Source organism: Rhodococcus qingshengii JCM 15477 (assembly GCF_023221595.1).
Lineage (GTDB): Bacteria > Actinomycetota > Actinomycetes > Mycobacteriales > Mycobacteriaceae > Rhodococcus_F > Rhodococcus_F qingshengii.
The window spans coordinates 3,119,684-3,141,571 of the sequence record NZ_CP096563.1 but is presented as its reverse complement, the minus strand read 5'-3'; the positions used below and the strand labels follow the sequence as shown (position 1 = coordinate 3,141,571).

At 63.7% G+C, this 21,888-nt stretch carries 21 protein-coding genes; 7 read left to right on the top strand and 14 right to left on the bottom strand.

The window, feature by feature from the left end; translation table 11 throughout:
* Positions 1 to 222: 222 nt before the first annotated feature.
* A complete protein-coding gene (locus M0639_RS14465; RefSeq protein WP_007727818.1) occupies positions 223 to 1,170 on the top strand; it encodes a sulfite exporter TauE/SafE family protein in 948 nt (315 codons plus the stop codon).
* A gap of 62 nt (positions 1,171 to 1,232) precedes the next feature.
* Here M0639_RS14465 and meaB read toward each other — a convergent pair whose 3' ends face one another.
* Genes meaB through mutA form a run of 3 tightly spaced genes read right to left on the bottom strand, consistent with a single transcriptional unit; the run spans position 1,233 to position 6,387 of the window.
* On the bottom strand, positions 1,233 to 2,225 hold the full coding sequence (gene meaB, locus M0639_RS14460) for a methylmalonyl Co-A mutase-associated GTPase MeaB (RefSeq protein ID WP_007727819.1): 993 nt from the start codon (positions 2,223 to 2,225) through the stop codon (positions 1,233 to 1,235).
* Positions 2,226 to 2,242: 17 nt separating this feature from the next.
* The gene (gene scpA / locus M0639_RS14455; protein ID WP_003944912.1) at positions 2,243 to 4,495 is read right to left on the bottom strand and encodes a methylmalonyl-CoA mutase; all 2,253 of its coding nucleotides are present in this window, start codon (positions 4,493 to 4,495) and stop codon (positions 2,243 to 2,245) included.
* Positions 4,492 to 6,387 (bottom strand): methylmalonyl-CoA mutase small subunit, encoded by a 1,896-nt coding sequence (gene mutA, locus M0639_RS14450; protein ID WP_030536386.1) that lies wholly within the window; start codon positions 6,385 to 6,387, stop codon positions 4,492 to 4,494. Before mutA ends, scpA begins: the two co-directional genes overlap by 4 nt.
* Before the next feature lie 423 nt (positions 6,388 to 6,810).
* Here mutA and M0639_RS14445 point away from each other — a divergent pair, with 423 nt between their 5' ends.
* The 3 genes from M0639_RS14445 to M0639_RS14435 are packed head-to-tail and all read left to right on the top strand — an operon-like array spanning position 6,811 to position 8,735.
* A complete protein-coding gene (locus M0639_RS14445) occupies positions 6,811 to 7,518 on the top strand; it encodes a TVP38/TMEM64 family protein (protein WP_007727829.1) in 708 nt (235 codons plus the stop codon).
* A gap of 31 nt (positions 7,519 to 7,549) precedes the next feature.
* The gene (locus tag M0639_RS14440; RefSeq protein WP_003944858.1) at positions 7,550 to 8,146 is read left to right on the top strand and encodes a hypothetical protein; all 597 of its coding nucleotides are present in this window, start codon (positions 7,550 to 7,552) and stop codon (positions 8,144 to 8,146) included.
* A 55-nt stretch (positions 8,147 to 8,201) separates the two neighbouring features.
* Positions 8,202 to 8,735: a hypothetical protein gene (locus tag M0639_RS14435; protein WP_003944797.1), complete on the top strand. Its 534-nt coding sequence runs from the start codon at positions 8,202 to 8,204 to the stop codon at positions 8,733 to 8,735.
* A gap of 43 nt (positions 8,736 to 8,778) precedes the next feature.
* Here the strand turns inward: M0639_RS14435 and M0639_RS14430 are convergent, their stop codons facing one another.
* The 3 genes from M0639_RS14430 to M0639_RS14420 are packed head-to-tail and all read right to left on the bottom strand — an operon-like array spanning position 8,779 to position 11,363.
* Complete coding sequence (locus tag M0639_RS14430) at positions 8,779 to 10,062, bottom strand: SPFH domain-containing protein (RefSeq protein ID WP_030536387.1); 1,284 nt, start codon at positions 10,060 to 10,062, stop codon at positions 8,779 to 8,781.
* Positions 10,062 to 10,493 (bottom strand): NfeD family protein, encoded by a 432-nt coding sequence (locus M0639_RS14425; RefSeq protein WP_003944877.1) that lies wholly within the window; start codon positions 10,491 to 10,493, stop codon positions 10,062 to 10,064. Before M0639_RS14425 ends, M0639_RS14430 begins: the two co-directional genes overlap by 1 nt.
* 42 nt (positions 10,494 to 10,535) lie before the next feature.
* A complete protein-coding gene (locus M0639_RS14420) occupies positions 10,536 to 11,363 on the bottom strand; it encodes a DUF3097 domain-containing protein (RefSeq protein ID WP_042449128.1) in 828 nt (275 codons plus the stop codon).
* Positions 11,364 to 11,430: 67 nt separating this feature from the next.
* On the opposite strand from M0639_RS14420, the gene M0639_RS14415 reads away from it, so the two are divergent.
* Entirely contained in the window at positions 11,431 to 12,222 is a 792-nt protein-coding gene (locus M0639_RS14415) for a hypothetical protein (RefSeq protein WP_042449131.1), read from the top strand.
* On the opposite strand, the gene M0639_RS14410 is transcribed toward M0639_RS14415, so the two are convergent.
* Both M0639_RS14410 and M0639_RS14405 read right to left on the bottom strand, forming a co-directional pair.
* Entirely contained in the window at positions 12,212 to 14,005 is a 1,794-nt protein-coding gene (locus M0639_RS14410) for an enoyl-CoA hydratase-related protein (protein WP_064075311.1), read from the bottom strand. The two genes, M0639_RS14415 and M0639_RS14410, sit on opposite strands and share 11 nt — an antisense overlap.
* A 154-nt stretch (positions 14,006 to 14,159) precedes the next feature.
* The gene (locus M0639_RS14405) at positions 14,160 to 14,651 is read right to left on the bottom strand and encodes a hypothetical protein (protein WP_003944993.1); all 492 of its coding nucleotides are present in this window, start codon (positions 14,649 to 14,651) and stop codon (positions 14,160 to 14,162) included.
* Between the two features lie 77 nt (positions 14,652 to 14,728).
* On the opposite strand from M0639_RS14405, the gene M0639_RS14400 reads away from it, so the two are divergent.
* Positions 14,729 to 15,070, top strand: coding sequence for a metallopeptidase family protein (locus M0639_RS14400; RefSeq protein WP_003944783.1), 342 nt, complete (start codon positions 14,729 to 14,731; stop codon positions 15,068 to 15,070).
* A gap of 106 nt (positions 15,071 to 15,176) precedes the next feature.
* The gene (locus M0639_RS14395) at positions 15,177 to 15,785 is read left to right on the top strand and encodes a transcriptional regulator (RefSeq protein ID WP_007727873.1); all 609 of its coding nucleotides are present in this window, start codon (positions 15,177 to 15,179) and stop codon (positions 15,783 to 15,785) included.
* Between the two features lie 11 nt (positions 15,786 to 15,796).
* Here M0639_RS14395 and M0639_RS14390 read toward each other — a convergent pair whose 3' ends face one another.
* From M0639_RS14390 to M0639_RS14365, 6 genes are all read right to left on the bottom strand, one after another.
* A complete protein-coding gene (locus tag M0639_RS14390) occupies positions 15,797 to 16,849 on the bottom strand; it encodes a ferrochelatase (RefSeq protein ID WP_064075312.1) in 1,053 nt (350 codons plus the stop codon).
* A gap of 84 nt (positions 16,850 to 16,933) precedes the next feature.
* Entirely contained in the window at positions 16,934 to 17,731 is a 798-nt protein-coding gene (gene inhA / locus M0639_RS14385; protein ID WP_003944803.1) for an NADH-dependent enoyl-ACP reductase InhA, read from the bottom strand.
* 54 nt (positions 17,732 to 17,785) lie between these two features.
* The gene (gene fabG1, locus M0639_RS14380; protein WP_007727875.1) at positions 17,786 to 18,535 is read right to left on the bottom strand and encodes a 3-oxoacyl-ACP reductase FabG1; all 750 of its coding nucleotides are present in this window, start codon (positions 18,533 to 18,535) and stop codon (positions 17,786 to 17,788) included.
* A gap of 70 nt (positions 18,536 to 18,605) precedes the next feature.
* A complete protein-coding gene (locus tag M0639_RS14375) occupies positions 18,606 to 19,586 on the bottom strand; it encodes a VWA domain-containing protein (RefSeq protein ID WP_003944878.1) in 981 nt (326 codons plus the stop codon).
* Positions 19,583 to 20,575, bottom strand: coding sequence for a DUF58 domain-containing protein (locus M0639_RS14370; protein ID WP_003944991.1), 993 nt, complete (start codon positions 20,573 to 20,575; stop codon positions 19,583 to 19,585). The genes M0639_RS14375 and M0639_RS14370 overlap by 4 nt, the downstream gene beginning before the upstream one ends.
* Positions 20,572 to 21,768, bottom strand: coding sequence for an AAA family ATPase (locus M0639_RS14365; RefSeq protein ID WP_064075313.1), 1,197 nt, complete (start codon positions 21,766 to 21,768; stop codon positions 20,572 to 20,574). The genes M0639_RS14370 and M0639_RS14365 overlap by 4 nt, the downstream gene beginning before the upstream one ends.
* Positions 21,769 to 21,888: the final 120 nt, after the last annotated feature.

Below are 21,888 nucleotides of genomic sequence, written 5' to 3'. Positions count from 1 at the left end.
GCACCGGCTATGCTCGCATGGACAGAACACCAACGAACGAGAACAAAGGACCTGACGTGCAGATTTCCAGCCACGATGCCTCCCCGGCATTTGCGCTCGGATTGATGGCGTTCTGGCCCACTCGTCGTAGCGCATGCTTCGATCAGGCGTGTTGCTGAGCGGCGATTTCTCGCTGCCTGCACCCCTGACTTTGTCGCTTCTTCGCTCGGAGTCTGTCTTCTCATGTTCAACCTTCTTTTGTTCACCCTTGTCGGCGTCGGCGCCCAGCTCGTCGACGGCGCCCTCGGTATGGCCTTCGGTGTCACCGCAACCACTCTGTTGATGATCGGTGGCCTCGGTCCGGCTCAGGCCAGCGCCGCTGTTCACCTGGCCGAGGTCGGCACCACCCTCGCTTCGGGTGTGTCGCATTGGAAGTTCAAGAACATCGACTGGAAGCTCGTCGCCAAGCTCGGTGTGCCCGGCGCAGTCGGTGCATTCATCGGCGCAACTGTGCTCTCGGGTCTGTCCACCGAAGCGGCAGTCCCCATCACGGCGACGATCCTGCTGGCCATCGGTATCTATGTGGCACTACGCTTTTCGGTCCGCCCACCGGCCGTCGCGGACGCTCGTACCACCCCGCACACTGCACGTTTCCTGTCCCCACTCGGCCTGTTCGGTGGTTTTATCGATGCATCCGGCGGTGGTGGTTGGGGTCCGATCACCACCAGCACGCTGCTCTCACGAGGAAAGACCGCGCCGCGCACCGTGATCGGCTCGGTCAGCGCCTCGGAGTTTCTGGTCGCGTCAGCCGCGTCGCTGGGATTCCTTGTCGGATTGGGACGTGAGTCGGCGGGAAACCTCCTCGTTGTCGCCGGTCTCGCGCTCGGCGGTGTCATCGCAGCTCCGTTCGCGGCGTGGCTGGTCAGCCGCGTACCTGCAACCTTGCTCGGAACGGCGGTGGGCGGCGTCATCGTGTTGACCAACGCACAGAAGCTGTTCAAATCCTTCGACATCACCGGGGCGGTCACAGTGGCCGGTTACCTGACCATTCTCGGCGCGTGGGCAGCGCTGCTGTTCTACGCGTGGAAGCGGTCCACTCTCACCCCGGCCGAGGCAGAAGGCGATTTCACGGGAGTCGAACTCGCTGTCGAGACCGAACTCACCGAGCCTGCAGTCAAGCGCGAACGATAGCTCGTCACAGAAGAAATCCCGGGTATCCGCGCTCGGATACCCGGGATTTTGTTCTTTCCGCGCTAGTTGCTTCCGTCGAACGCGTCGAGAATTCGCCCCGCCGCCAACGCTGCCGTCAGCGAACCGTCACGCACGCTCTGCTCGACGTCGGCCCGGATCGCACGCACCCGATCGTTGCTCGAGAGCCTGCGTAGCAGCTGATCGTTGACCATCGTCCAGGTCCAATCGACCTGTTGCTTGCGACGCTTCTCCTCGAACTGTCCCGCTTCGGTGAGCACCTCACGGTGTTTGGTGACAGTTCCCCAGAACTCGTCCAGCCCGACACCTTCGAGACCGCTCATCGTGATGACGGGCGGCTTCCAGATGGCGTCGTGCGGGTAGATCAGGCGAAGCGCACCCGCCAATTCACGGGCAGCGCCCTTTGCCTCGCGCTCATGCTTGCCATCGGCCTTGTTGACCGCCACCAGATCTGCGAGCTCGAGGACACCCTTCTTGATGCCCTGGAGCTGATCACCGGTACGAGCGAGGGTCAGGAACGTGAAGCAGTCCACCATGTTGGCAACAGTGACTTCGGACTGGCCGACACCCACCGTTTCCACCAGGATGACGTCGAAACCGGCAGCTTCGAGAAGCACGATGGTCTCGCGGGTTGCCTTGGCAACACCACCGAGCGTGCCGGACGTCGGTGACGGCCGGATGTACGCATTCGGTTCGACGGTGAGCCGAGCCATGCGTGTCTTGTCGCCGAGAATCGAGCCGCCGGTGCGGGTGGACGACGGATCGACCGCCAACACCGCAACCCGATGTCCCTTGCTCAGCAAGTACATTCCGAGCGCGTCGATGAAGGTCGACTTGCCGACGCCGGGAACTCCGGTGATGCCGATCCGGTGCGCTCCCCCGGCCTCCGGCAGCAACTTCAGTAGAAGTTGCTGCGCGAGGGCCCGGTGGTCGTCGCGAGTGGACTCGACGAGGGTGATCGCCCGAGCGAGGCCGGCACGCTGATTTCCGCGCACCGCCTCGGCGAGGGAATCAATGTCGATGGGCTGACGTGCCATCTTCAGTGACCCCCTTCTCAGCTGTTGTCGTGACCCAGTTGGGCGGAGAGCTTCTCCAACAATCCGCTGGCAGCGTCGGCGATGACGGTGCCGGGCGGGAAGATGGCAGCAGCGCCGGCCTCGTAGAGTTCGTCGAAGTCACCGGGCGGAATGACGCCGCCGACGACGATCATGATGTCGGGACGACCGGCCGCAGCCAGAGCCTCCCGCAGCGCCGGCACCAAGGTGAGGTGACCGGCTGCCAACGACGACACACCGACTACGTGGACGTCGTTGTCGGCCGCCTGATTGGCGACCTCTTCGGGGGTCTGGAACAGCGGTCCGACGTCGACGTCGAATCCGATGTCCGCGAAGGCCGTGGAGATGACCTTCTGGCCACGGTCGTGACCGTCCTGGCCCATCTTCGCGACGAGGATGCGGGGACGACGTCCCTCGTCCTCGGCGAACTTCTCGACCAGTTCCATCGCCTTGCTGATGTTGCTCACCGTTCCTGCCTCGTCGCGGTACACACCACTGATGGTGCGGATCTCGGCCTGGTGGCGTCCGTACACCTTTTCGAGGGCGTCGGAAATCTCGCCGACGGTAGCCATCGCGCGGGCGGCGACGACAGCGAGGGCGAGGAGGTTGTTCTCCATGCCGCCTTCGGTGGATGCGGCAGCGCGAGTGAGGTTCGCCAGTGCGGCCTCGACGGCTTCCGGATCACGTTCCGCGCGAAGACGAACCAACTTCTCGAGCTGTTCCTTGCGGACCTTGGAGTTCTCGACCTTGAGAACTTCGATGGTGTCGACCTCGTCGGGAACGTACTTGTTGACGCCGACGAGCGGCTGCCGACCGGAGTCGATGCGTGCCTGGGTGCGGGCGGCAGCCTCCTCGATGCGCAGCTTCGGGATGCCTTCGTTGATGGCCTGAGCCATTCCGCCGGCTTCCTCGACCTCTTCGATGTGCTTACGAGCCCGGTTGGCGAGTTCGTTGGTGAGCCACTCGACGTAGTACGAGCCACCCCACGGGTCGATGGGACGCACTGTGCCGGATTCCTGCTGCAGCAGCAACTGGGTGTTACGGGCGATGCGGGCGGAGAAGTCCGTCGGCAATGCGATCGCTTCGTCGAGTGCGTTGGTGTGCAAGGACTGGGTGTGGCCCTGGGTGGCAGCCATGGCTTCGACGCAGGTACGCGGCACGTTGTTGAAGACGTCCTGCGCGGTCAGGGACCAGCCGGAGGTCTGCGAGTGGGTACGCAGCGAGAGCGACTTCGCGCTCTTGGGGTCGAACTTGGCGACAAGCTCGGCCCACAGGAGGCGTCCGGCGCGGAGCTTGGCGACCTCCATGAAGAAGTTCATGCCGATGGCCCAGAAGAAGGACAGGCGAGGTGCGAACTTGTCGATGTCCATACCGGCGTCGAGGCCGGCGCGGATGTACTCGACGCCGTCGGCGAGGGTGTACGCCAGTTCCAGATCGGCCGTCGCTCCGGCTTCCTGGATGTGGTAGCCCGAGATGGAGATGGAGTTGTACTTCGGCATTTCCGCGCTGGAATACGCGAAGATGTCCGAGATGATCCGCATCGAGGGCTTCGGCGGATAGATGTAGGTGTTACGAACCATGAACTCTTTGAGGATGTCGTTCTGGATCGTTCCGGCCAGCTTGTCCGGAGTGACACCTTGCTCGCCTGCCGCAGCGACGTACAGCGCGAGAATCGGCAGCACGGCGCCGTTCATCGTCATCGAGACCGAGACCTGCGAGAGGTCGATTCCGTCGAAGAGCTGACGCATGTCGAGGATGGAATCGATTGCGACACCGGCCATTCCGACGTCACCGGCAACGCGAGGATGATCGGAGTCGTAGCCGCGGTGTGTGGCGAGGTCGAAGGCGACCGAGAGACCCTTCTGACCGGCCGCGAGGTTACGACGGTAGAACGCATTCGACTCCGCGGCAGTGGAGAATCCGGCGTACTGGCGAATGGTCCACGGCTGGTTCACGTACATGGTCGGGTACGGACCACGCAGGAACGGCGCTGCGCCCGGGAAGCTGTCGAGCGGGTAACCCGACTCGGCGGCGGCCGTGCGGTCCGCACCGGTGTACACCGGCTTGACGTCGATGCCTTCGGGGGTGGACCAGACAACCTGCTCGGCGGCGTAGTTGTTGGCGTTGGCGCCCTCTTCGATGAGCGCCTGGGCCTGCTCGACCGACGGCGGTGTGGGTGCCGGAGACTGCGGGTCCTCGAGTGGGACCTCGGCGAAACTGCCGATCACGTGCTTGACCTCTCGTGTCGTCACTTGGAGCTTCCCGTCTCGATGAAGTCGAGCAGTTCGGTCAGAGCCGACACTGCGTCGATGCGGGCGGTGAGGAATCCGTCCGGGCGAGAATCGCCGGTCGCGTCGGCGACTGCCTTCTCCGGTCCTGCGAGCAGCACCTTGGTGATGCCGGCGGCGCGAAGTTCGGCGACGGCCGCTGCGGCGCTCTCGCCGTATCGCTTGTCCGTGCCGCACAGCACGGCGACGGTGGCACCGGAAGCCTTGACTGCAGCGGAGATGGCCTCGGCGCCCACCTCGAGCGGGCCGGGGTTGACTGCGTCGATACCACCCGAAGCGAGCAGGTTGGACGCAAACGTGGTGCGCACGTTGTGTTCTGCAACCGAGCCCAGCGGCGCGAGAAGCGCAGTGGGACGGGCGCCGCCGGCGGCGAGGAACGCGTCCGAACGGTCACGAAGCGCTTCGAATGCAGCTGCGTAGCGGGCGACGGACTGGCCGGGCTCGACGGCTTCGGCGGACAGCGGCGTTTCGCCGAGGTTCGGGAACTCGTTGACACCGGTGACCGTGGTCTTGCGGTGTGCGATGTCGGAGTCGCGCTTGGCCTTGGTAGCGGCGATGCGACCGGAGACGATTCCCGCTTCGAGTGCCGCCAGATATCCGCCGGCTGCTTCGATTTCCTGGAAGAACTCCCACGCGGTGGCGGCGATCTGCTGTGTCAGGTCCTCGACGTACCAAGACCCGGCCGACGGATCGAGGACACGGCCCAGGTGCGACTCCTCGAGCAGGAGCAGCTGTGTGTTGCGCGCGATGCGCGAGGAGAAGGACTTGCTGACACCGAGGGTGCCGTCGGCCAGGGCGACGTCGAACGGAAGAACAGTCACTGCATCTGCTCCGCCGACGCCGGCGCCGAATGCAGCGAGGGTCGTGCGCAGCATGTTCACCCAGGGATCACGCTGAGCCATCATCGCGGCGGAGGTGACTGCGTGCTGCGGCGCTCCACCAAAATCGGAAGCTCCGCAGACCTGGGCGATGCGTGCCCATACGAGACGTGCGGCGCGGAACTTCGCGATGGTCTGGAACTGATCGTCGGTTGCCGCGTAGCGGAAAGCCAACTGCGACAACGCAGCACCGATGGTCAGGCCGCTCTGGGCGGTGAGTGCACGGAGGTACTCGAGGCCGGCGGCGATTGCGGCTCCGAGTTCTTCGGCGTCGCCGGCACCCGCGTTGTGAAAGGCCGTGCCGTCCACGGTGATCGCGTGCACGGTTTCCGCACGAGCGGCGGCGAGGGCGGCCAACTCGACTGCGCCTGCAAATTCGACGTCGGCTGCGCCGGAGAACGAACTGGTCAGCGGTGCTGCACCGAGGTGAACTCGGATACTGCTGCGATCGCTGACACCGTCGCCGGCTTCGCTGCGTGCATCGAGGAGTGAGAAGAGTGCTCGGGCTGCATCGTTTGTCGCTGCGCCTGCATCGAGCGTGAGCGGTGCGAGGTCGAGAAGCACGCCCTCGAGCGCAGCGGCGAGGTCGGTGACCGGAACGCCGTCGGCGCCCACCTTCAACCAGAGTGCGCTGACTCCGTTTTCGAGGGCGTCCAGGATGGCGCGATTGGTCTCGGCCGCCGAGGCGGTTCCGAATGCAGCGGAAACCAACCAACCGGCATTGACATCACGGTGAGCGTCGACGCCACGCACGTACGGAAACGTGCCCGGCAAGCTCTGCTCGGGACGCTCGTCGCGTGGGCTGTAGAGCGGTGCGACAGTGACACCGTCGTAGGTGACGGTTTCGAGCAGTTTCTGTGGCTCGGGGCCCAGTTCTGCCGCATCGACTCTGCGGGACTTGGCGAGCACACCGGCTACGGAGCGCTGCCACTCCGCGTACGCCTGCTCGACAGCCTCGGCTTCTGAAGCTAATGACACTGTGTCCGCTCCCTCTCATTTTTTGCGTGAGCGCTTTACCGATAATCGGATTTGTTCGTTAGTTCTGTGATGCTAACCCGCGGTTGAGCCCAGATATCGTGAGGATCACGTCATGTTCTTCACAGGGCTGTTCGTGGCCACTTTCCGACCGGCCGGGCGACGTGCGGATTCGGTCGTTCGTGCACGTGTAACCGGCCCTTACCTAGCGATTGTTCAGCATGTTTACGGGTTACCCGCGAGTTCGTTTCACTGGCCGGGACTGCAGGTGAAGGCCACTCCGAAAGCCTAGTGGTTTTCGTCACAGCGCCGTTTCATTGTCGCCTGGAGCACGTCGCTTTCCCGCCCCCGTGGCGATGTTCGACTCACGATTGCGGGTCGGCAGTCGGCCCGGTTCACCGTTCGCAGGTAGCCTTGTGACCTGTGATGGGACGCCTGCTGGACCGAAGATTGATCGCAATAGTCCTGGTAGTGCTCGCTTTGTTCCTCGCAGCCCTCCTCGCCCCACATCCCACGGTGTCCCAGGTGCGAGAGTGGGCGGACTCGGTTGGCCCGGCGTTTCCCCTCGTGTTCTTCCTGGTTCATTCGATAGTCACCGTCGCACCGTTCCCGCGCACCGTCTTCACGCTCAGCGCGGGGGTTCTTTTCGGCTCGGTGACCGGCATCGCTCTTACCGTGGCGGCAACGACTGTGAGCGCCGTTCTGGCCCTCTACCTGGTCCGCGCCATCGGCCGCGACGTCGTGTGGCAACGGATTTCGAGTCCGACGATCCGGCGGGTGGACGAGCGGATCGAAAAGCGGGGGTGGCTGGCCGTCGGCTCTCTGCGCTTGATCGCGTTTGTCCCCTTCTCGGTGGTGAACTACTGCTGCGGCATTTCGTCGATCCGGATCGTGCCCTACATCCTTGCCACCGTCGTCGGCATCTTGCCCGGCACTGTTGGGATTGTCGTTCTGGGCGATGCGCTCTCCGGCGAAGCCGATCCTCGTCTCCTGATTCTGTCCGGGATCTGCATTGCGATCGGCATCGCCGGTCTGGTGTTCGACGCTCGCCGTCAGCCTTCACCGGGCGAAACCATCGTTGACAACGGTCAACCTCAAGAGGTTGATTTGATTGAGTCAACCCAAAACGATTGACTATTGAAAGTCAACTATCTAGCATTGACTGATGTTCGTACTGACAGTGGATCAGCGAGGTAGCCGACGCGATGTCGACCGCGTCGGGGACATCATCGACGACATGGCCGATCGCAGGCTCCTGCGGCCGTTCGAGCGCACAGCGGGCGACGAGATTCAAGCGGTGACCGACGATCCGGCGCTACTCGTCCTCGTCGCACTCGAGCTGATTCGGCGCGAGCACTGGAGTGTCGGGATCGGGATCGGTCCCGTCGAGCAGCCTCTCCCACGGCAGACCCGGGCCGGACGCGGACCGGCATTCGAAGCTGCTCGGATCGCCGTCGAGCGAGCCAAGCGAGCTCCGGCCAGAATTGCCGTCGAACAGGCGCCGGCGGATAGCTCACGCGACGAACTCGCCGCAGATGTCGATGCCGCGTTCACCTTGCTCGGAACGATCGTCACGAGACAGACGAAGGACGGACGCGAAGCCATCGCCCTGATGGACAGCGGACTCACTCAGGTCAGCGCAGCGGCCCACCTCGGAATCACCAAACAGGCCATGTCCAAGCGACTCCTGACAGCCGGGTGGCACGCAGAACTCGCCGGGCGCAGACTCGCAGAACGACTTTTGGTCAGACTCCAGCCCTAGACTGCTCACGCTCGCACCGGTACAAACTCGTCGACACAGCAGGGGGCTCGAATACATGGTCGTTCTGGCGTTGATCGCGCTCGCCGTCGCCGCCGCGGCACCAGCAGTTGCAGCGGCACTGGGACCGCTCAGTCGTGGTCGACTCGAAGTCCCCGAATGGGCGTCGTCCGTGGTGGCTCTTCCGGCGCTGGGTGTTGCCGCACTGGCATCGACCCGAACGACCCCGGTCACCGGTTTCGCTCTCGGGGCGACGCTTGTCCTGTGCGTACTTGCCGCCGCCACGGCCGGTGCACCGTTGGTACTTGCCACCTTCAAGATCGCTCGTCGCCAACCGGACGGGAGCCCGGCACCGGACGCCGGACCTCTTCGCGGCGGACGTGTGATCGGCATCCTCGAACGGCTCGCGGTGGCGGCATCGATTCTCGCAACCTGGCCGGAAGGCATCGCGATCGTCTTGGCAGTCAAGGGGCTCGCGCGGTACCCGGAACTTCGCGAACCTCATGCGTCCGAGCAGTTCATCATGGGAACCTTCGTCAGTGTCCTCTGGGCGATCGCCGTATGCGGAACGGGACGGGCACTCATCACGTAGGTGATGAGTGCCCGTCCCGATCAACGTTCGCTACTAGAGGCGTCTACTGGCGCTGGCCACCCTCGGGCGGCTGCCCCTGGTACGGGTACTTCTGCTGGAAATCTTCACGCTCGGGCGGCAGCGGCAACTGACCCGGCCAAGGATTTTCGCCCTGCTGTGGCAACGCGGGATCTACGAATCCAGGCTGCTCGGGCGCACTCTCACGGCGGTGCCTGACCGCAGCTGCCGGGTCTTCGACCGGTGTGCGTGCAGCAACTTCAGCAGCGCGCACTGCTTCCGCGATAGCCGGATCGGATTTGGTCTCGAACCACTCCGCCACCTCGGCTGAATCGTCCTCAGGATTGGGAAGATTCTCTTCGGCGGCCGGCGGCTCGTACCGGAAAACGCCATCCTGCCCTTGCGCGCCAAGCGTTTTGGCAAATCCCTTCAGCGCGTCACCGAAGTCGCTGGGTACGAGCCACACCTTGTTCGCATCGCCTTGCGCCATCTGCGGCAACGTCTGAAGATACTGGTATGCAAGCAATTCCGGAGTCGGCTTACCGGACTTGATTGCAGCGAAAACCTTCTCGATGGCCTTGGCCTCGCCTTGAGCCTGCAAGTACTTGGCCGCGCGGTCACCTTGAGCGCGAAGGATCTGGGACTGACGCTCACCCTCGGCGTTCAGGATCGAGGCCTGCTTGTTTCCCTCGGCAGAAAGAATCTGGCTCTGCTTGGCACCCTCGGCGGTCTTGATAGCGGATTCGCGGTGACCTTCAGCCGTCAGAATCATCGCGCGCTTCTCGCGGTCCGCCTTCATCTGCTTTTCCATCGACTCCTGGATCGAGGGCGGCGGATCGATGCTCTTGAGCTCGACGCGGGCCACTCGCAGGCCCCAGCGACCAGTCGCCTCGTCGAGGACACCACGAAGCTGACCGTTGATGGAATCACGCGAGGTAAGCGTCTCTTCGAGGGTCATTCCGCCGACGACGTTTCGCAGCGTGGTGGTTGCCAACTGCTCGACGGCAGCGATGTAGTTGCTGATCTCGTACACCGCAGCTTGCGGATTGGTGACCTGGAAGTACACCACCGTGTCGATGGACAGTGTCAGGTTGTCCTGGGTGATCACCGGCTGCGGTGGGAAGGAGACCACCCGCTCACGAAGATCCACCTTGGCGCGCACACGATCGGCGAACGGGATCAAGAACGTGAGCTGCCCGGACACCGTCTTCGAATACCTACCGAGCCGCTCGATCACCGCGGCTTCTGCCTGCGGTACCAGTGCTACCGACTTCGCGACCACCAAGATCACGAATAGCACCAACACACCGAGCACTATGAGTGCTGCCATTAAGGTCCCCTCCAGACGACTGCTGTTGCGCCGTTGATTTCCATCACCGTCACCTTGGTACCCGGCGGGTACACCTCGGTGGTGTCGTACGGCCTGGCAGTCCACACCTCGCCGTCCAACTTGACCTGCCCGGAATGCTCGCCCACTTCTTCCAGAACCAGAGCGTGCTTACCTTCGAGTGCCTGTATTCCGGTCGGGGTCGGCGGCGGACTACCGAAGCGACGCAACATGATCGGTCGCACGCCCAGGACGAGGGCGGCGGAGAACACTCCGAACATGACGGCGTCGACCCACACCGGGAAGTCGGTGACAGCACTGACACCGGCAGTAGCGAGCGCCCCACCGGCGAGCATCAGCAGGAAGAAATCCCCCACCAGCGCTTCGGCCCCGGCGAGCACCAGTGCTCCGATCAGCCAAATAAGTGCAGCCACAACACCATCTAACCAGAATGTGTGACCCAGGCCGCCGCTACGTCAGTTCGGCTCGGTAACGAAATCGACAAGTTGTTCGACTGCACCGATCAAAGGAGCTTCCAGATCGCGGAAGCTCTCGACCGAGTTGTAGACCCGCCGCCAGCCCTCCTGAGGTGTCCCCCAGCCCAGTTCGCGGCAGATTCCCGTCTTCCAATCCTCGCCGCGTGGAATCTTCGGCCAGGAGGCGATTCCGACAGATTTGGGACGAACGGCCTCCCACACGTCGATGTACGGGTGCCCGGTCACCAACACGTCCGGGCCGAGGCCCTGAGTCAGTTGGGTTTCCTTGGAACCGGTGACCAGGTGGTCGACCAGGACCCCGACGCGGCGGCCGGGACCAGGCCCGAATTCGGCAAGCCGCTCCCCCAGATTGTCGAGTCCTTCGAGATGTTCGACGACAACACCTTCGACGCGAAGATCGTGACCCCACACCCGCTCGACGAGGGCAGCATCGTGTACTCCCTCCACCCAGATCCGGCTGGGCAGTGCCGTGCGGGCGCGTAAGCCTTCGACTCGCGTCGAACCCGAAGCCGACCGTGCGGGTCTGGTGGACACGGGCTTGGGGGCCGGGCGTACGAGGGTGACCGGTGAGCCGTCGATGAGGAAGGCCGCCTCGCGCATCGCGAACAACCGCGTCCGGGAACGACCGTCCTCGAGCCGCACGAAATCGCCGTCGTACGTGCGCTCGAAACCGACTACCGCACCGCAGAATCCCGTCGCCGCATCCTCGACGACAAGATCACGCTCGGCCGCCACTTCAGGCGTCACGCGCTTCTGTTTGCGGGTATGACCCGCAAAAATGTCACCGTATCCGTTGCCACCGCTCACGCCGGATCACGCTAGGTCACAACGCCGGGGCCGCGCATGTCGCCACGCCGAACTAAACTTCACGGTCATGAGTTCTCCCAGCGCAACCCTCACCGTGTGGGCAGCGTCATGGCTCGCCGGCGACGCTGCGCCGGACGACGTCATCGACGCCCTTGCCGCGTGGGCACCGATGCACCTGATCGGCGCCGCCGACGCGGAAACCGCGGTCCGCCACGATCTCGAATGGCCGGGAGTCACGGCTTCCGGTGTGCCCACCCTGCTCAGAATCGCACGCTCGGAGGCTGCCGAGGTCCGCCTGGTCCTTCCTACGGCTGGTGATGTACGTGGTCTGCCCACCGGGACCGAGTTCGCGCGCGCTGCGATCGCAACGGGTGAAGGGATACAGATCGGCGCCGTCGGCAAGCCGGGAGTCGGACTCGTGCCGTCGAAGGAAGGCCCGGACGTCTTGCGATGGACGGTCTTCTCCATTCCCACTGTGGCGGGCAGCGCCGAATCGATCGGACTCCGCGAAGCCGAATACGAACTGCGCCAAGCTGTTCGGGACGCAGCCGAGGTGCTCGGCGGGCTTCCGGCCGTAGCCACCGGAATACCTGGAAACGACGCTCGTACGCTGGTCGCCGAAGCCCTGCAGGCACAGGCCGGACACCGCTGGCCGTCGACACTGTCACCTCGCCATTTACAGGTGATCGACACCGCCGACAACGTGGCAGCCATTCTCACCGTGGCTGCGTCGGTATCGACCAATCAGGCCCCGAGCGTGTCCACTGCGCAGAGGCGTGACGACCTGCTGCGACGACTGTGGGACGTTGTTCGGACTGCCCGTGTCGCGTCGGCGAACAGCGTGTCGATCAGAGCTTGAGCACGAAGTTCCGGCGTTTCTCGGCAAACCCGTTGCGGTCACCGAACATGTCGATCTTCATCTCTTCGAGCTCACGCTCCTCGTAGGGCTCCACCGGATCACGTTCCAGTCGAAGACGTTTGCGCTCCAGCATCGATTCCAGCCGATCTCCTTCGAGCAAGTCGGTGGCGACCTCGCGCAACCACGCCTCGAACAGATCCGGCCGCCTGGGGCCGATCGCGTCGACAAGTCCGATCTCCAAGGCTCGACGGATGCCGATCGCACTGCACTCGGCCAGCAGACTGCGGGCCTGCTCCTCGCCGACCCGAGCCGGAAGTGTGTACGTGTGCAGTTCCGAGCCGAACAGGCCCATCGTGGCGTAATGAGGATTGAGAACCACACCGTCCCTGGCCACGACTACGTCGGCTCCAAGCGGGAGCATGACCCCGCCGGCACCGGCGTTGCCTGTGAGTGCCGCCACCACAACCTGTTCCGTACAGGTGACGATCGCTTTCGCGATCTCGTTGATGGCCTTGATGTTGGCCCACGCTTCCCCGGCTTGATCCGACGCGGCCTCGATGACGTTGAGGTGGATACCGTTGCTGAATCTGTCGAAGTCACCCGTGAGGACAAGGATCTTGGTGTCCTGCGTGATCGCCCAGCGGAGCCTGGAGGCCAGTCGCGCGCATTGCTTCGTACTCATCGCACCGTTGTAGAAGCGGAACGAGAGATATCCGATTTCGCCGTCGCGGTGATAGTCGGTCTCGGGGTAACGACTCTCCCAGACCTGTGGAACGAACACGTCCGGACGTACGACCGCGGTCGACGGAAGTTTGACATTGCCGGCGCCGACGAGCCGCGCATGTCCGATCCATACGGAGCCCGCACCGGTGGCAACACGTATTGCCTGGTGGAAGTACTCGACGATGGTGCCGGGCGCTGCATCGACGTGGGTATCGAGGTGAGCGTCGTAGACGTAGACCAGGTCGAGCCCCAACTGAACGGCGACGCCGGGAAACCCGTCGGCGGCGTTGACGGCGCGGACGATGCTCGACGCGTCTTCCTCCCAGCTGAAAACGCGATCGGCCTGTTTCATGCTGGGCCTCGATCGGGCCGATGCCACGGGCCGCGCAACTCGGTCCGATGGGATCGCCTGGAAGTCAGGAGTACGGAAATGTTCGACGACCTCCGTAATGCACTCCATCGCCGCGTCGGTGACTTCCTCGTTGTATACCGAGGATTTGGTTGCCCCGTTCCGGAGTTCGAACGTCCGCCAGGCCCACACCGCTCCGGCGTCGAGTTCCTCAGCGGCCTGCAATGCCGTGACACCCCAGATTGGTTCGCCATCGGTTATCGCCCAGTCCAGCGACGACGGCCCGCGATCTCCGGGCGGGCCGGGATGGATGATGATCGTCGTCCACCGCTGCCAAACAGATTCCGGGACATAAACTTTCAAGAACGGGCAGATGACGAGGTCAAAATCTCCCGAAGAAGTCGCGGCCAGCACTGCGTCCGCGTCGGCGACGACGGCTGTACGGACTTGGTGTCCCGCCTCGCGAAGAACAAGACCGGCCCGCTGCGAGAGACCGTTGTCGGAGGTGACGAGAAGAAGCACGCTCAACGGTGGCGCGAAGGTCGTACGTGGGCGTGAGCGCCGGAACAGCGCCGCCGTCGCCGCTCGCAGACGGCCCCTGCCCGATATACCTTCACGTAGCTTAGCCGTTGCTACATCGCTGGAAATAGCCACAGAAGTCGTGAGCGCGGCCGATTTGGGCATCGGTCGTACTTCGGGGGTCGAAACCATGAATTCCTGCTCGCATGCTCGGGTATCTGCAGCGCAGACCAGGCTCCCCCCAGAGCAGGACCGACGCACCGATAGATTGATTGAGGTACTTAGGGACTTTATACCTACCGTCGGTTTGTTTCAATAGCTATTTTCAAGCAAACCGTTTGATCGATCAACCCACAGTCTTGTGATTGATCGCGATATGGCGGTCGATGCGAATATGTTCATCCAGCGTCGGGTAGCGCAAACCGGTGTCCTGGCTGTACCCCTGACGGCGCAACCAATCCAGGACGTCGCCCCAGAACCAGATCCCCCCGGCAACCGAGTTGTACGGAATCGGGAAAGGCGTAGCCGCCTGCCGGACCCCTCGCACCCACTGCCCGACAGCTTGCCGCGTCACCCCCGCACGGTCGGCAATGTCCTGACGTGACACCAGATCGGGATGTGTCCGCTGGGGACGCACGCCTGCAGCCACCAACTGGTCCACCACGGTGATAGCCGTTGTCGCCGCTCGCATACCTTCCGAGGTGAGCGTCAGCAGCTGCAGCCCGCGTCGGTCCTCGACCCTTCCGCCCAAGCTCTCTTCGATCGCCTGCTCTTGCGAGACTGTCAGCATCTGAACGATGAATGTGAATTCGTAACGGTGATAGAGGTCTTCGGCCACGCAATGAACATAGCCGTAAGCTGCACTGTTTCCACATGGACACACCCGGATTCCGCCCCCGCACGCACAATGGGCAGATGATCGACGTGGACGACAGCCAGTTCGAGGACATGGTCAAGCGGGCGCTCGACAGCCTGCCACCGAAATTGGGTGCGGAGATGGCCAATGTCGCAGTGACCGTTCAACTCGAAGGTGGACGACCGGGGCTACTCGGGCTGTATCAGGGCATCCCACTGACCAAGAGAACCACCACGTACGCCGGCGTCCTTCCCGACCGCATCACGATCTACCGCAGGGCCATCTGTGCGATCTGCAGCACCGAAGACGAGGTGATCGAGCAAGTTCGCCGAACAGTGATCCACGAAATCGGCCACCACTTCGGGATCGGAGATCCCCGGTTGCGTGAACTCGGATGGTGACAACCGACTCATCTACAAGTCGGAAATCAGCTAGAGGTTGATAAACGGCGAATTGTCATGTCAGCTGTACCAAGCCCGCAACAATTGAACACTTACAGGAGTTCGCATGGTCAATTTGATCCAGATCGCCCCGAAGAATGCCCCGACGTTCGCGATGAGCCGACAGAAGGCCGCAGAACTGCTGGGCATCTCGGTCGACAGCGTCGCGTTTCTCCTCAAGTCTCGCTATCTCCCGGATCTGGACGCCGGTCGGTTGATCAAGATGGCCAACCAGCCTTGGTTGTACTCGGACGGCGACTTTCCCGTCCTTCAGCAGGGCGCATCCGAACTTGCCCCCAAGAAGATGCTGCCCGCACGTAAGTACATCGGCGAGAGCGCAATTCACTCCGACGCCGAATGCGTGGAGGCCAACCAGGGGCAGTGGGCGGGATTCAACGTCGACCATGTGCTCGGCGCCCGCTTCCTGCCTGTGACGCTGCGCAAGTTTCCGGTGTCGGTGCTGCAGATCCACGACGTCAACGACGACGACGAAGAACGCGTCTCGTTTGTCGCGACCCTCGCCGGGCGAGTCCGCGAACTGGGCGCGCCCGAACTCAACTACATCGACCCGTCACTGAGCCCCGAGGATCGACAGATCGTCGAGACGCTCCTCACCTCGCGCAGCACGTCCACCGTTCCCGGGCCCTGCGGAAAGCTCAAGCATCCGAACACCTGAGCGTCGGACCGTCAGCGGGGACGCTGAACGGCCGCGCAGCAATTGACTGCACACGAGAGACCGTTGGTGGTCGAGCCGAGCAGCGGCTCGACCCCCAGTCGCAGTGGCTGCTCGGCCTCGGCCAGTTCCCGAACGAGCGTGGGCACCAGCTGCGCGAAACGCTGATCGCGGCCGGGCGTTGCTGCCCGAACGAAATCCATCCCGAGTTCGGCTGCCTTGTCCTTGGCCTCGGTGTCCAGGTCCCACACCACTTCGAGGTGATCGGAGACGAAACCGACGGGGCACACGATCACGGCGCGAACATCCTTGGCGGACAACGTATCCAGGTGATCACAGATGTCGGGGTCCAGCCACGGAACCTGCGGCGGGCCTGATCGCGACTGCCACACCAGATCGAAATCCTCGACGCCGACGGCCTCGGCAACCAACTTCGCGGCCTCGGCGACCTGTCGACTGTAGAGGTTTCCGCCCGCTGCCGGCGGCCCTGCATTGCGGTCTGCGGCACTCGGTACCGAATGTGCGGTGAACACCAGGCGCGCAGTATCGCGAGTCGCTTCGGGCAACTCTGCGCGGGCCGCGCGCACACCGTCGGCGAACGCGCCGACGACCAGCGGATGGTCGTAGTACTGGCGAAGTTTTGTCAGCGTCGGTGCGCCGTCACCGACCGCCTCACGGGCACGGGCGATGTCCTCGTGGTACTGCCGACATCCGGAGTAACCACCCCACGCCGACGTGGCGAACACGGCGGCGTCGCGGACACCGTCCTCGCGCATCTTGGCAACGGTGTCTTCGACCATCGGGTGCCAGTTGCGGTTGCCGAAGTACACGGGCAAATCCACGCCGGCTGCTGCCAGCTCACCTTCGACCCGTTCGATCAGGTCTCGGTTGAGCGCATTGATGGGCGAAACTCCACCGAAATGCATGTAGTGCTCGACGACAGCGTCGAGCCGCTCCGGTGGCACTCCCCTACCGCGCGTGACGTTTTCGAGGAACGGCCGTACGTCTTCGGGTTTTTCGGGACCGCCGAACGACAAAACGAGAAGAGCATCGAACTGCATGTCCATACTTACGGTCATGAGTTCAATCTTGCGCGATGCCGTTCGGCGGGAGTCACCCGGGTACTCACCTGCGTAGTAGAAGGGGTGCTACTAGCCGACCATCGCGTGGAAGCCGCCGTCGACGTAGATGATCGACGCGGTCGTGCCGGGCAACCAATCCGAGAGAACGGTGCAGACCGTTTTGGCGACCGGCTCGCGATCGTCGACGTCCCAGCCGATGGGCGCAGCACCGTCCCATGCGGTGTTCAGCTTGTCCAACTCCGCGCCCGGACCGGTGCTGTCACCGGCAATGGCTTTGGCGGCCAAGGTCTTGATCGGGCCGGAGGACACCAGGTTCGAGCGGATGCCGCGGACGCCGACCTCTTTGGCCACGTACCGATTGACGGCCTCGAGGGTCGCCTTGGAGACACCCATCCAGTTGTAGAACGGCATCGCGCGCGCCGGATCGAAGTCCATACCGACGATGGACGCGTTGTCGTTGAGCACCGGCAGCAAGGCCTTGGCCAGTGCGCTGTACGAGTAGGCGGACACCTCGAGTGCGACCGCCACGTCTTCCCACGGCGCGTCCATGAACGGGCTTCCCAGGCAGGAGCGGGGAGCGAAGCCGATCGAGTGGACGACGCCGTCGATACCCTCGGGAGCCAGCTCGCGCACACGCTCGGCGAGAGAGGCGAGATCCTCCGAGCTCTGGACGTTGAGCGAGATTGCCGGCGGCACGGGCTGCGGCAGTCGCTGGGCGATGCGATCGATGAGGCGCAGACGATCGAATCCGGTGATCAGTACCTTCGCGCCCTGCTCCTGCGCGACCTTGGCCACGTGGAACGCGATCGACGAATCGGTGATGATGCCGGTGACAAGAATGGTCTTACCCTCGAGCAAGCCGCCCATGAGATGTCCTCCTGATTTCAGACGTACGAGAAAGGTGTGTGTACGAAAAGCGGGTCAGTGCCCCATGCCGAGTCCACCGTCGACGGGGATGACCGCACCCGAGACGTAGGCCGAATCGTCGGAGGCCAGGAAACTGACAACTGCTGCAACATCTTCCGGCTTTCCGGTCCGCTGCAACGGGATGAACTCGGTGGCCTTGTCCTTGACGTCGTCGCCCAGTGCTGCCGTCATGTCGGTCTCGATGAACCCGGGAGCGACGACGTTGGCGGTGATCGAACGTGAGCCGAGTTCCCTTGTCAGGGAACGAGCGATACCGACGATGCCTGCTTTGGACGCGGCGTAGTTGACCTGGCCGGCTTGTCCTGCCAGACCCACCACAGAGCCGAGGAAGATGAACCGTCCGAAACGCGCGCGCAGCATCGAACGGGTCGCACGCTTCGAGAGGCGGAACGTACCGGTGAGGTTCGCGTCGACGACGCTCGTGAACTGCTCTTCGCTCATTCGCATGATCAGTGTGTCGTCGGTGACGCCGGCATTGGCGACGATGACCTCGACCGGCCCCTGGTGCGCTTCGACCTCTTTGAACGCACGGTCGATCGACTCGGTGTCGGTGACGTCGCACACGACGCCGAACAACCCTTCGGGGACACCGGAACCGCGGTGCGTGACGGCTACCTTGTGGCCGTCTGCGGCGAGCCGCTGAGCGACGGCCAAGCCGATTCCGCGGTTACCGCCGGTGACGAGCACCGAGCGAGGTGTGGTGACGGTCCGTTCGGAAACCACTGTCGTGGGAGGGGTAGACATGGCGATCAACCTATCAATTCTCTGCGGGCCGCGTACCAGCGGTATTTGGACAATTCGGAACTGCTCTCGATCAGGGCAGACGCTGCCTGCGTACCAGGGCAATCGTCAGACCAGCGGTCGCGAACACGACGCCGAGGACCAACCACGGTCGACTCGCGTCTCCTCGTGTCGTCTCGAAACCGATCTGCTCTTCGAGCGTGTCGTACACCTGGCGCAGTTCTTCGAGGCTCGATGCCGTGAAGAAACTTCCGCCGGAAAGGTTGGCGATCTCCTTCAATGACGCGTCGTCGACCGGGACGGGGATTCGGTCTCCTTCGATCTCGACTCGCCCGTATGTCGTTCCGAAGGAAATGGTCGAGATCGGAACGCCCTTGTCCTTGGCCTGACGGGCAGCGGTGAATCCGCCCCGCGGATCGTCCGAGTTCTCGGGAACGGTCTGCTTACCGTCGGACAGCAACACGATGCGCGCCGGTGGCGCCTGGTCGCTGCCGCCGAGAACAGCCGACAGCGTGTCGATCGACTGCAACGAGGTGAAGATCGCTTCGCCCGTCGCCGTTCGCTCACTGAGCTTGAGGTTGTCGATGGCGACCTTCGTCGCGTCACGATTCGTGGTGGGCGACACCAGAACCGAAGCCGTTCCGGCAAATGCGACCAACCCGAGGTTGATGCCGGGAGTCAGACCGTCGGCGAACGACTTCGCAGCTTCCTGCGCTGCTGCCAATCGCGTCGGCTCGACGTCGGTGGCCTGCATCGACAGCGACACGTCGATCACGAGGATCACCGTGGCACGGTTTCGCGGGACCTTCTTGTCTGCCGTCGGACCGGCAAGGGCGACGGTGAAGAACACCAATGCGATGACCATCAGAATCGCCGGAATATGACGCCACCGCCCGGGCCGCGAAGGCGCGACCTTCTCCAACAGTGCGAAGTTCGTGAACCGAAGTGTGTGCTTGGCTCGCTGCTTCTGCACGAGTACGTAACCGACCACCAACGCGGCGATGACAGCGAGGAACAGCAGCCACCACGGTGCGGTGAATTGAGAAAGACTCACGAACGAACGCCCCCAGTTCCGGCGCCGGCACCATAACTGTGTCGGCGTGCCGAGATGAATCTCACGACGTCGGCGATCCAGTCCCGATCGGTGTGCAGGGACATGAGCGGTGCGCCGCAACGACGTAGAGCTTGCCTGACCTCGACGCGGTGCTCGGCGGCGACTCTGGCGAAGTCGGCGCGCAGTTGCGGCGTCGTGGTGAATTCTCTGGTCCGGCCGGACTCGGGATCGTGGAGCACCACGTCGCCCACGTCGGGCAGTTCGAGGTCTCGCGGATCGACCACTTCGACACCGAGCACGTCGTGCCGTCCTGAAATGGCGCGCAGCGAGCGTTCCCAGTCGATCGGTCCGAGGAAGTCACTGATGACCACCGCCAGTCCGCGCCGACGCTGTGGGCGTCTGAGCGCTTCGATCGCGCCGACCAGATCACCGCGTACCCCGTCCGGCGCGTGCGGAGTCGTCGCGATCTTGCGGAGCATCGCCTGTGCGTGAATTCGCCCACCGCGGGCCGGAATTCGAGTTGTCTGTGCGCCGGTCGAGATGATGGCACCGACGCGGTTACCGCCCGAACTGGTCAGGTGAGTGATCGCCGCGGCTGCGGCGACGACCAGGTCGCGCTTCTCGCATCCGGCGGTCCCGAAGTCGAGACTTGCGGACAAGTCGATGACGAGCCACGTCTCGAGCTCACGATCTGCGACCGACTGACGCACGTGTGGGTGCGTCGTCCGTGCGGTGACGGACCAGTCCATCTGCCGCACGTCGTCGCCCGGCTGGTACTCGCGGGCATCTCCCGGCTCCGAACCCGGACCGGGAATCAGGCCGAGATGATCGCCGTGCAGCACACCGTCGAGGCGGCGGCGAACCGTCAGCTCGAGGGTGCGCAGCGCAGCGGTGAGTTTGGGGTCGCTGAGCTCGCCGGATCGGAACGACGGCGGAGAACCGGTGGATCCGGCGGGTGTCGCCTGGCCACCGTCGCGGCCTTCGGTCACTGCGGGCGACTCATCGTCTCAGCGGTCGCGATCGGCGCGCCGTTGCCCTGCGGATTAGCTGTGCCCTGTGGGTTAGCTGTGCCCGGTGCGTTGAACTGCGGTGCTTGTGGTGCGCCCTGCTGGGGCGGTCCGGGAACGGTGGGGACCGGCCGCGCGGCGATCTGCGGCAGTCCGACGGTCTGCAGCACCCGGGCGATGACGGCGTCGGGAGTCACCTCGTCGGCCATGGCGTCGTAGGAAAGAACGAGACGGTGACGCAACACGTCCGGGATCACCTCGATGACGTCCTGCGGCACTACGTAGTCGCGCCCGCGGACGAGAGCGAGGGCCCGCGACGCGGCGATGATGCCGAGCGTCGCGCGGGGTGAGGCGCCGTACGCGATCCAGCCGGCGACGTCCTCGAGTCCGACCTCACGCGGCGTACGCGTGGCGGCGATGACCCGGACAACGTAATCGACGAGCGCGTGGTGAACGAAGACGTTGCTGGCGACGCGTTGGAGCCTGACCAACTCCTCCGGACCGAGGATCTGGTGCGGCTCCGGCGCTGCCACGCCCATCCGGTAGACGATTTCGCGTTCTTCCTCCACTGTCGGGTAATCGACGAGGATCTTGAACAGGAAGCGGTCGCGCTGCGCTTCGGGGAGCGGGTAGACGCCCTCGTTCTCGATGGGGTTCTGCGTCGCCATCACGAGGAACGGATCGGGCATGTGGTACCGCTTGCCACCGATCGAGACGTGGCGTTCTGCCATCACCTCGAGGAGCGCGGACTGCACCTTGGCCGGGGCACGGTTGATCTCGTCGGCCAACACGAAGTTGGCGACGACGGGGCCGAGTTCGGTGTCGAACTCCTCGCGGCCCTGACGGTAGATGCGCGTGCCGATCAGGTCGGTGGGCACCAGGTCCGGGGTGAACTGGACGCGGGAGAACGAACCGCCGACGACCTTCGCGAAAGTCTCGACGGCCAGCGTCTTGGCGACACCGGGTACGCCTTCGAGGAGGACGTGCCCCTTGGCGAGAAGTCCGACGAGAATGCGCTCGACAAGCCGGTCCTGCCCGACGATGACTCGCTTGACCTCGTAAATCGCTCGTTCCAAGGTCTGAACGTCGGCTGCCAGGGAAGGTGCTGCTCCGTCCGCACTTCCACTCGCCTTGCTTACGTCGACCGTTTCGACCGAATCTTCACGTGAGGTCACCAAGAATCCATCGCTTTCACCTAGAAAAGTACCGACAGTAACGTGTTCCCCGTCAACTATTCCAGGTAGTTGCGCTCGATGCCGTAACACCACGTCGGGAACTTGATACTTCCCTGACAA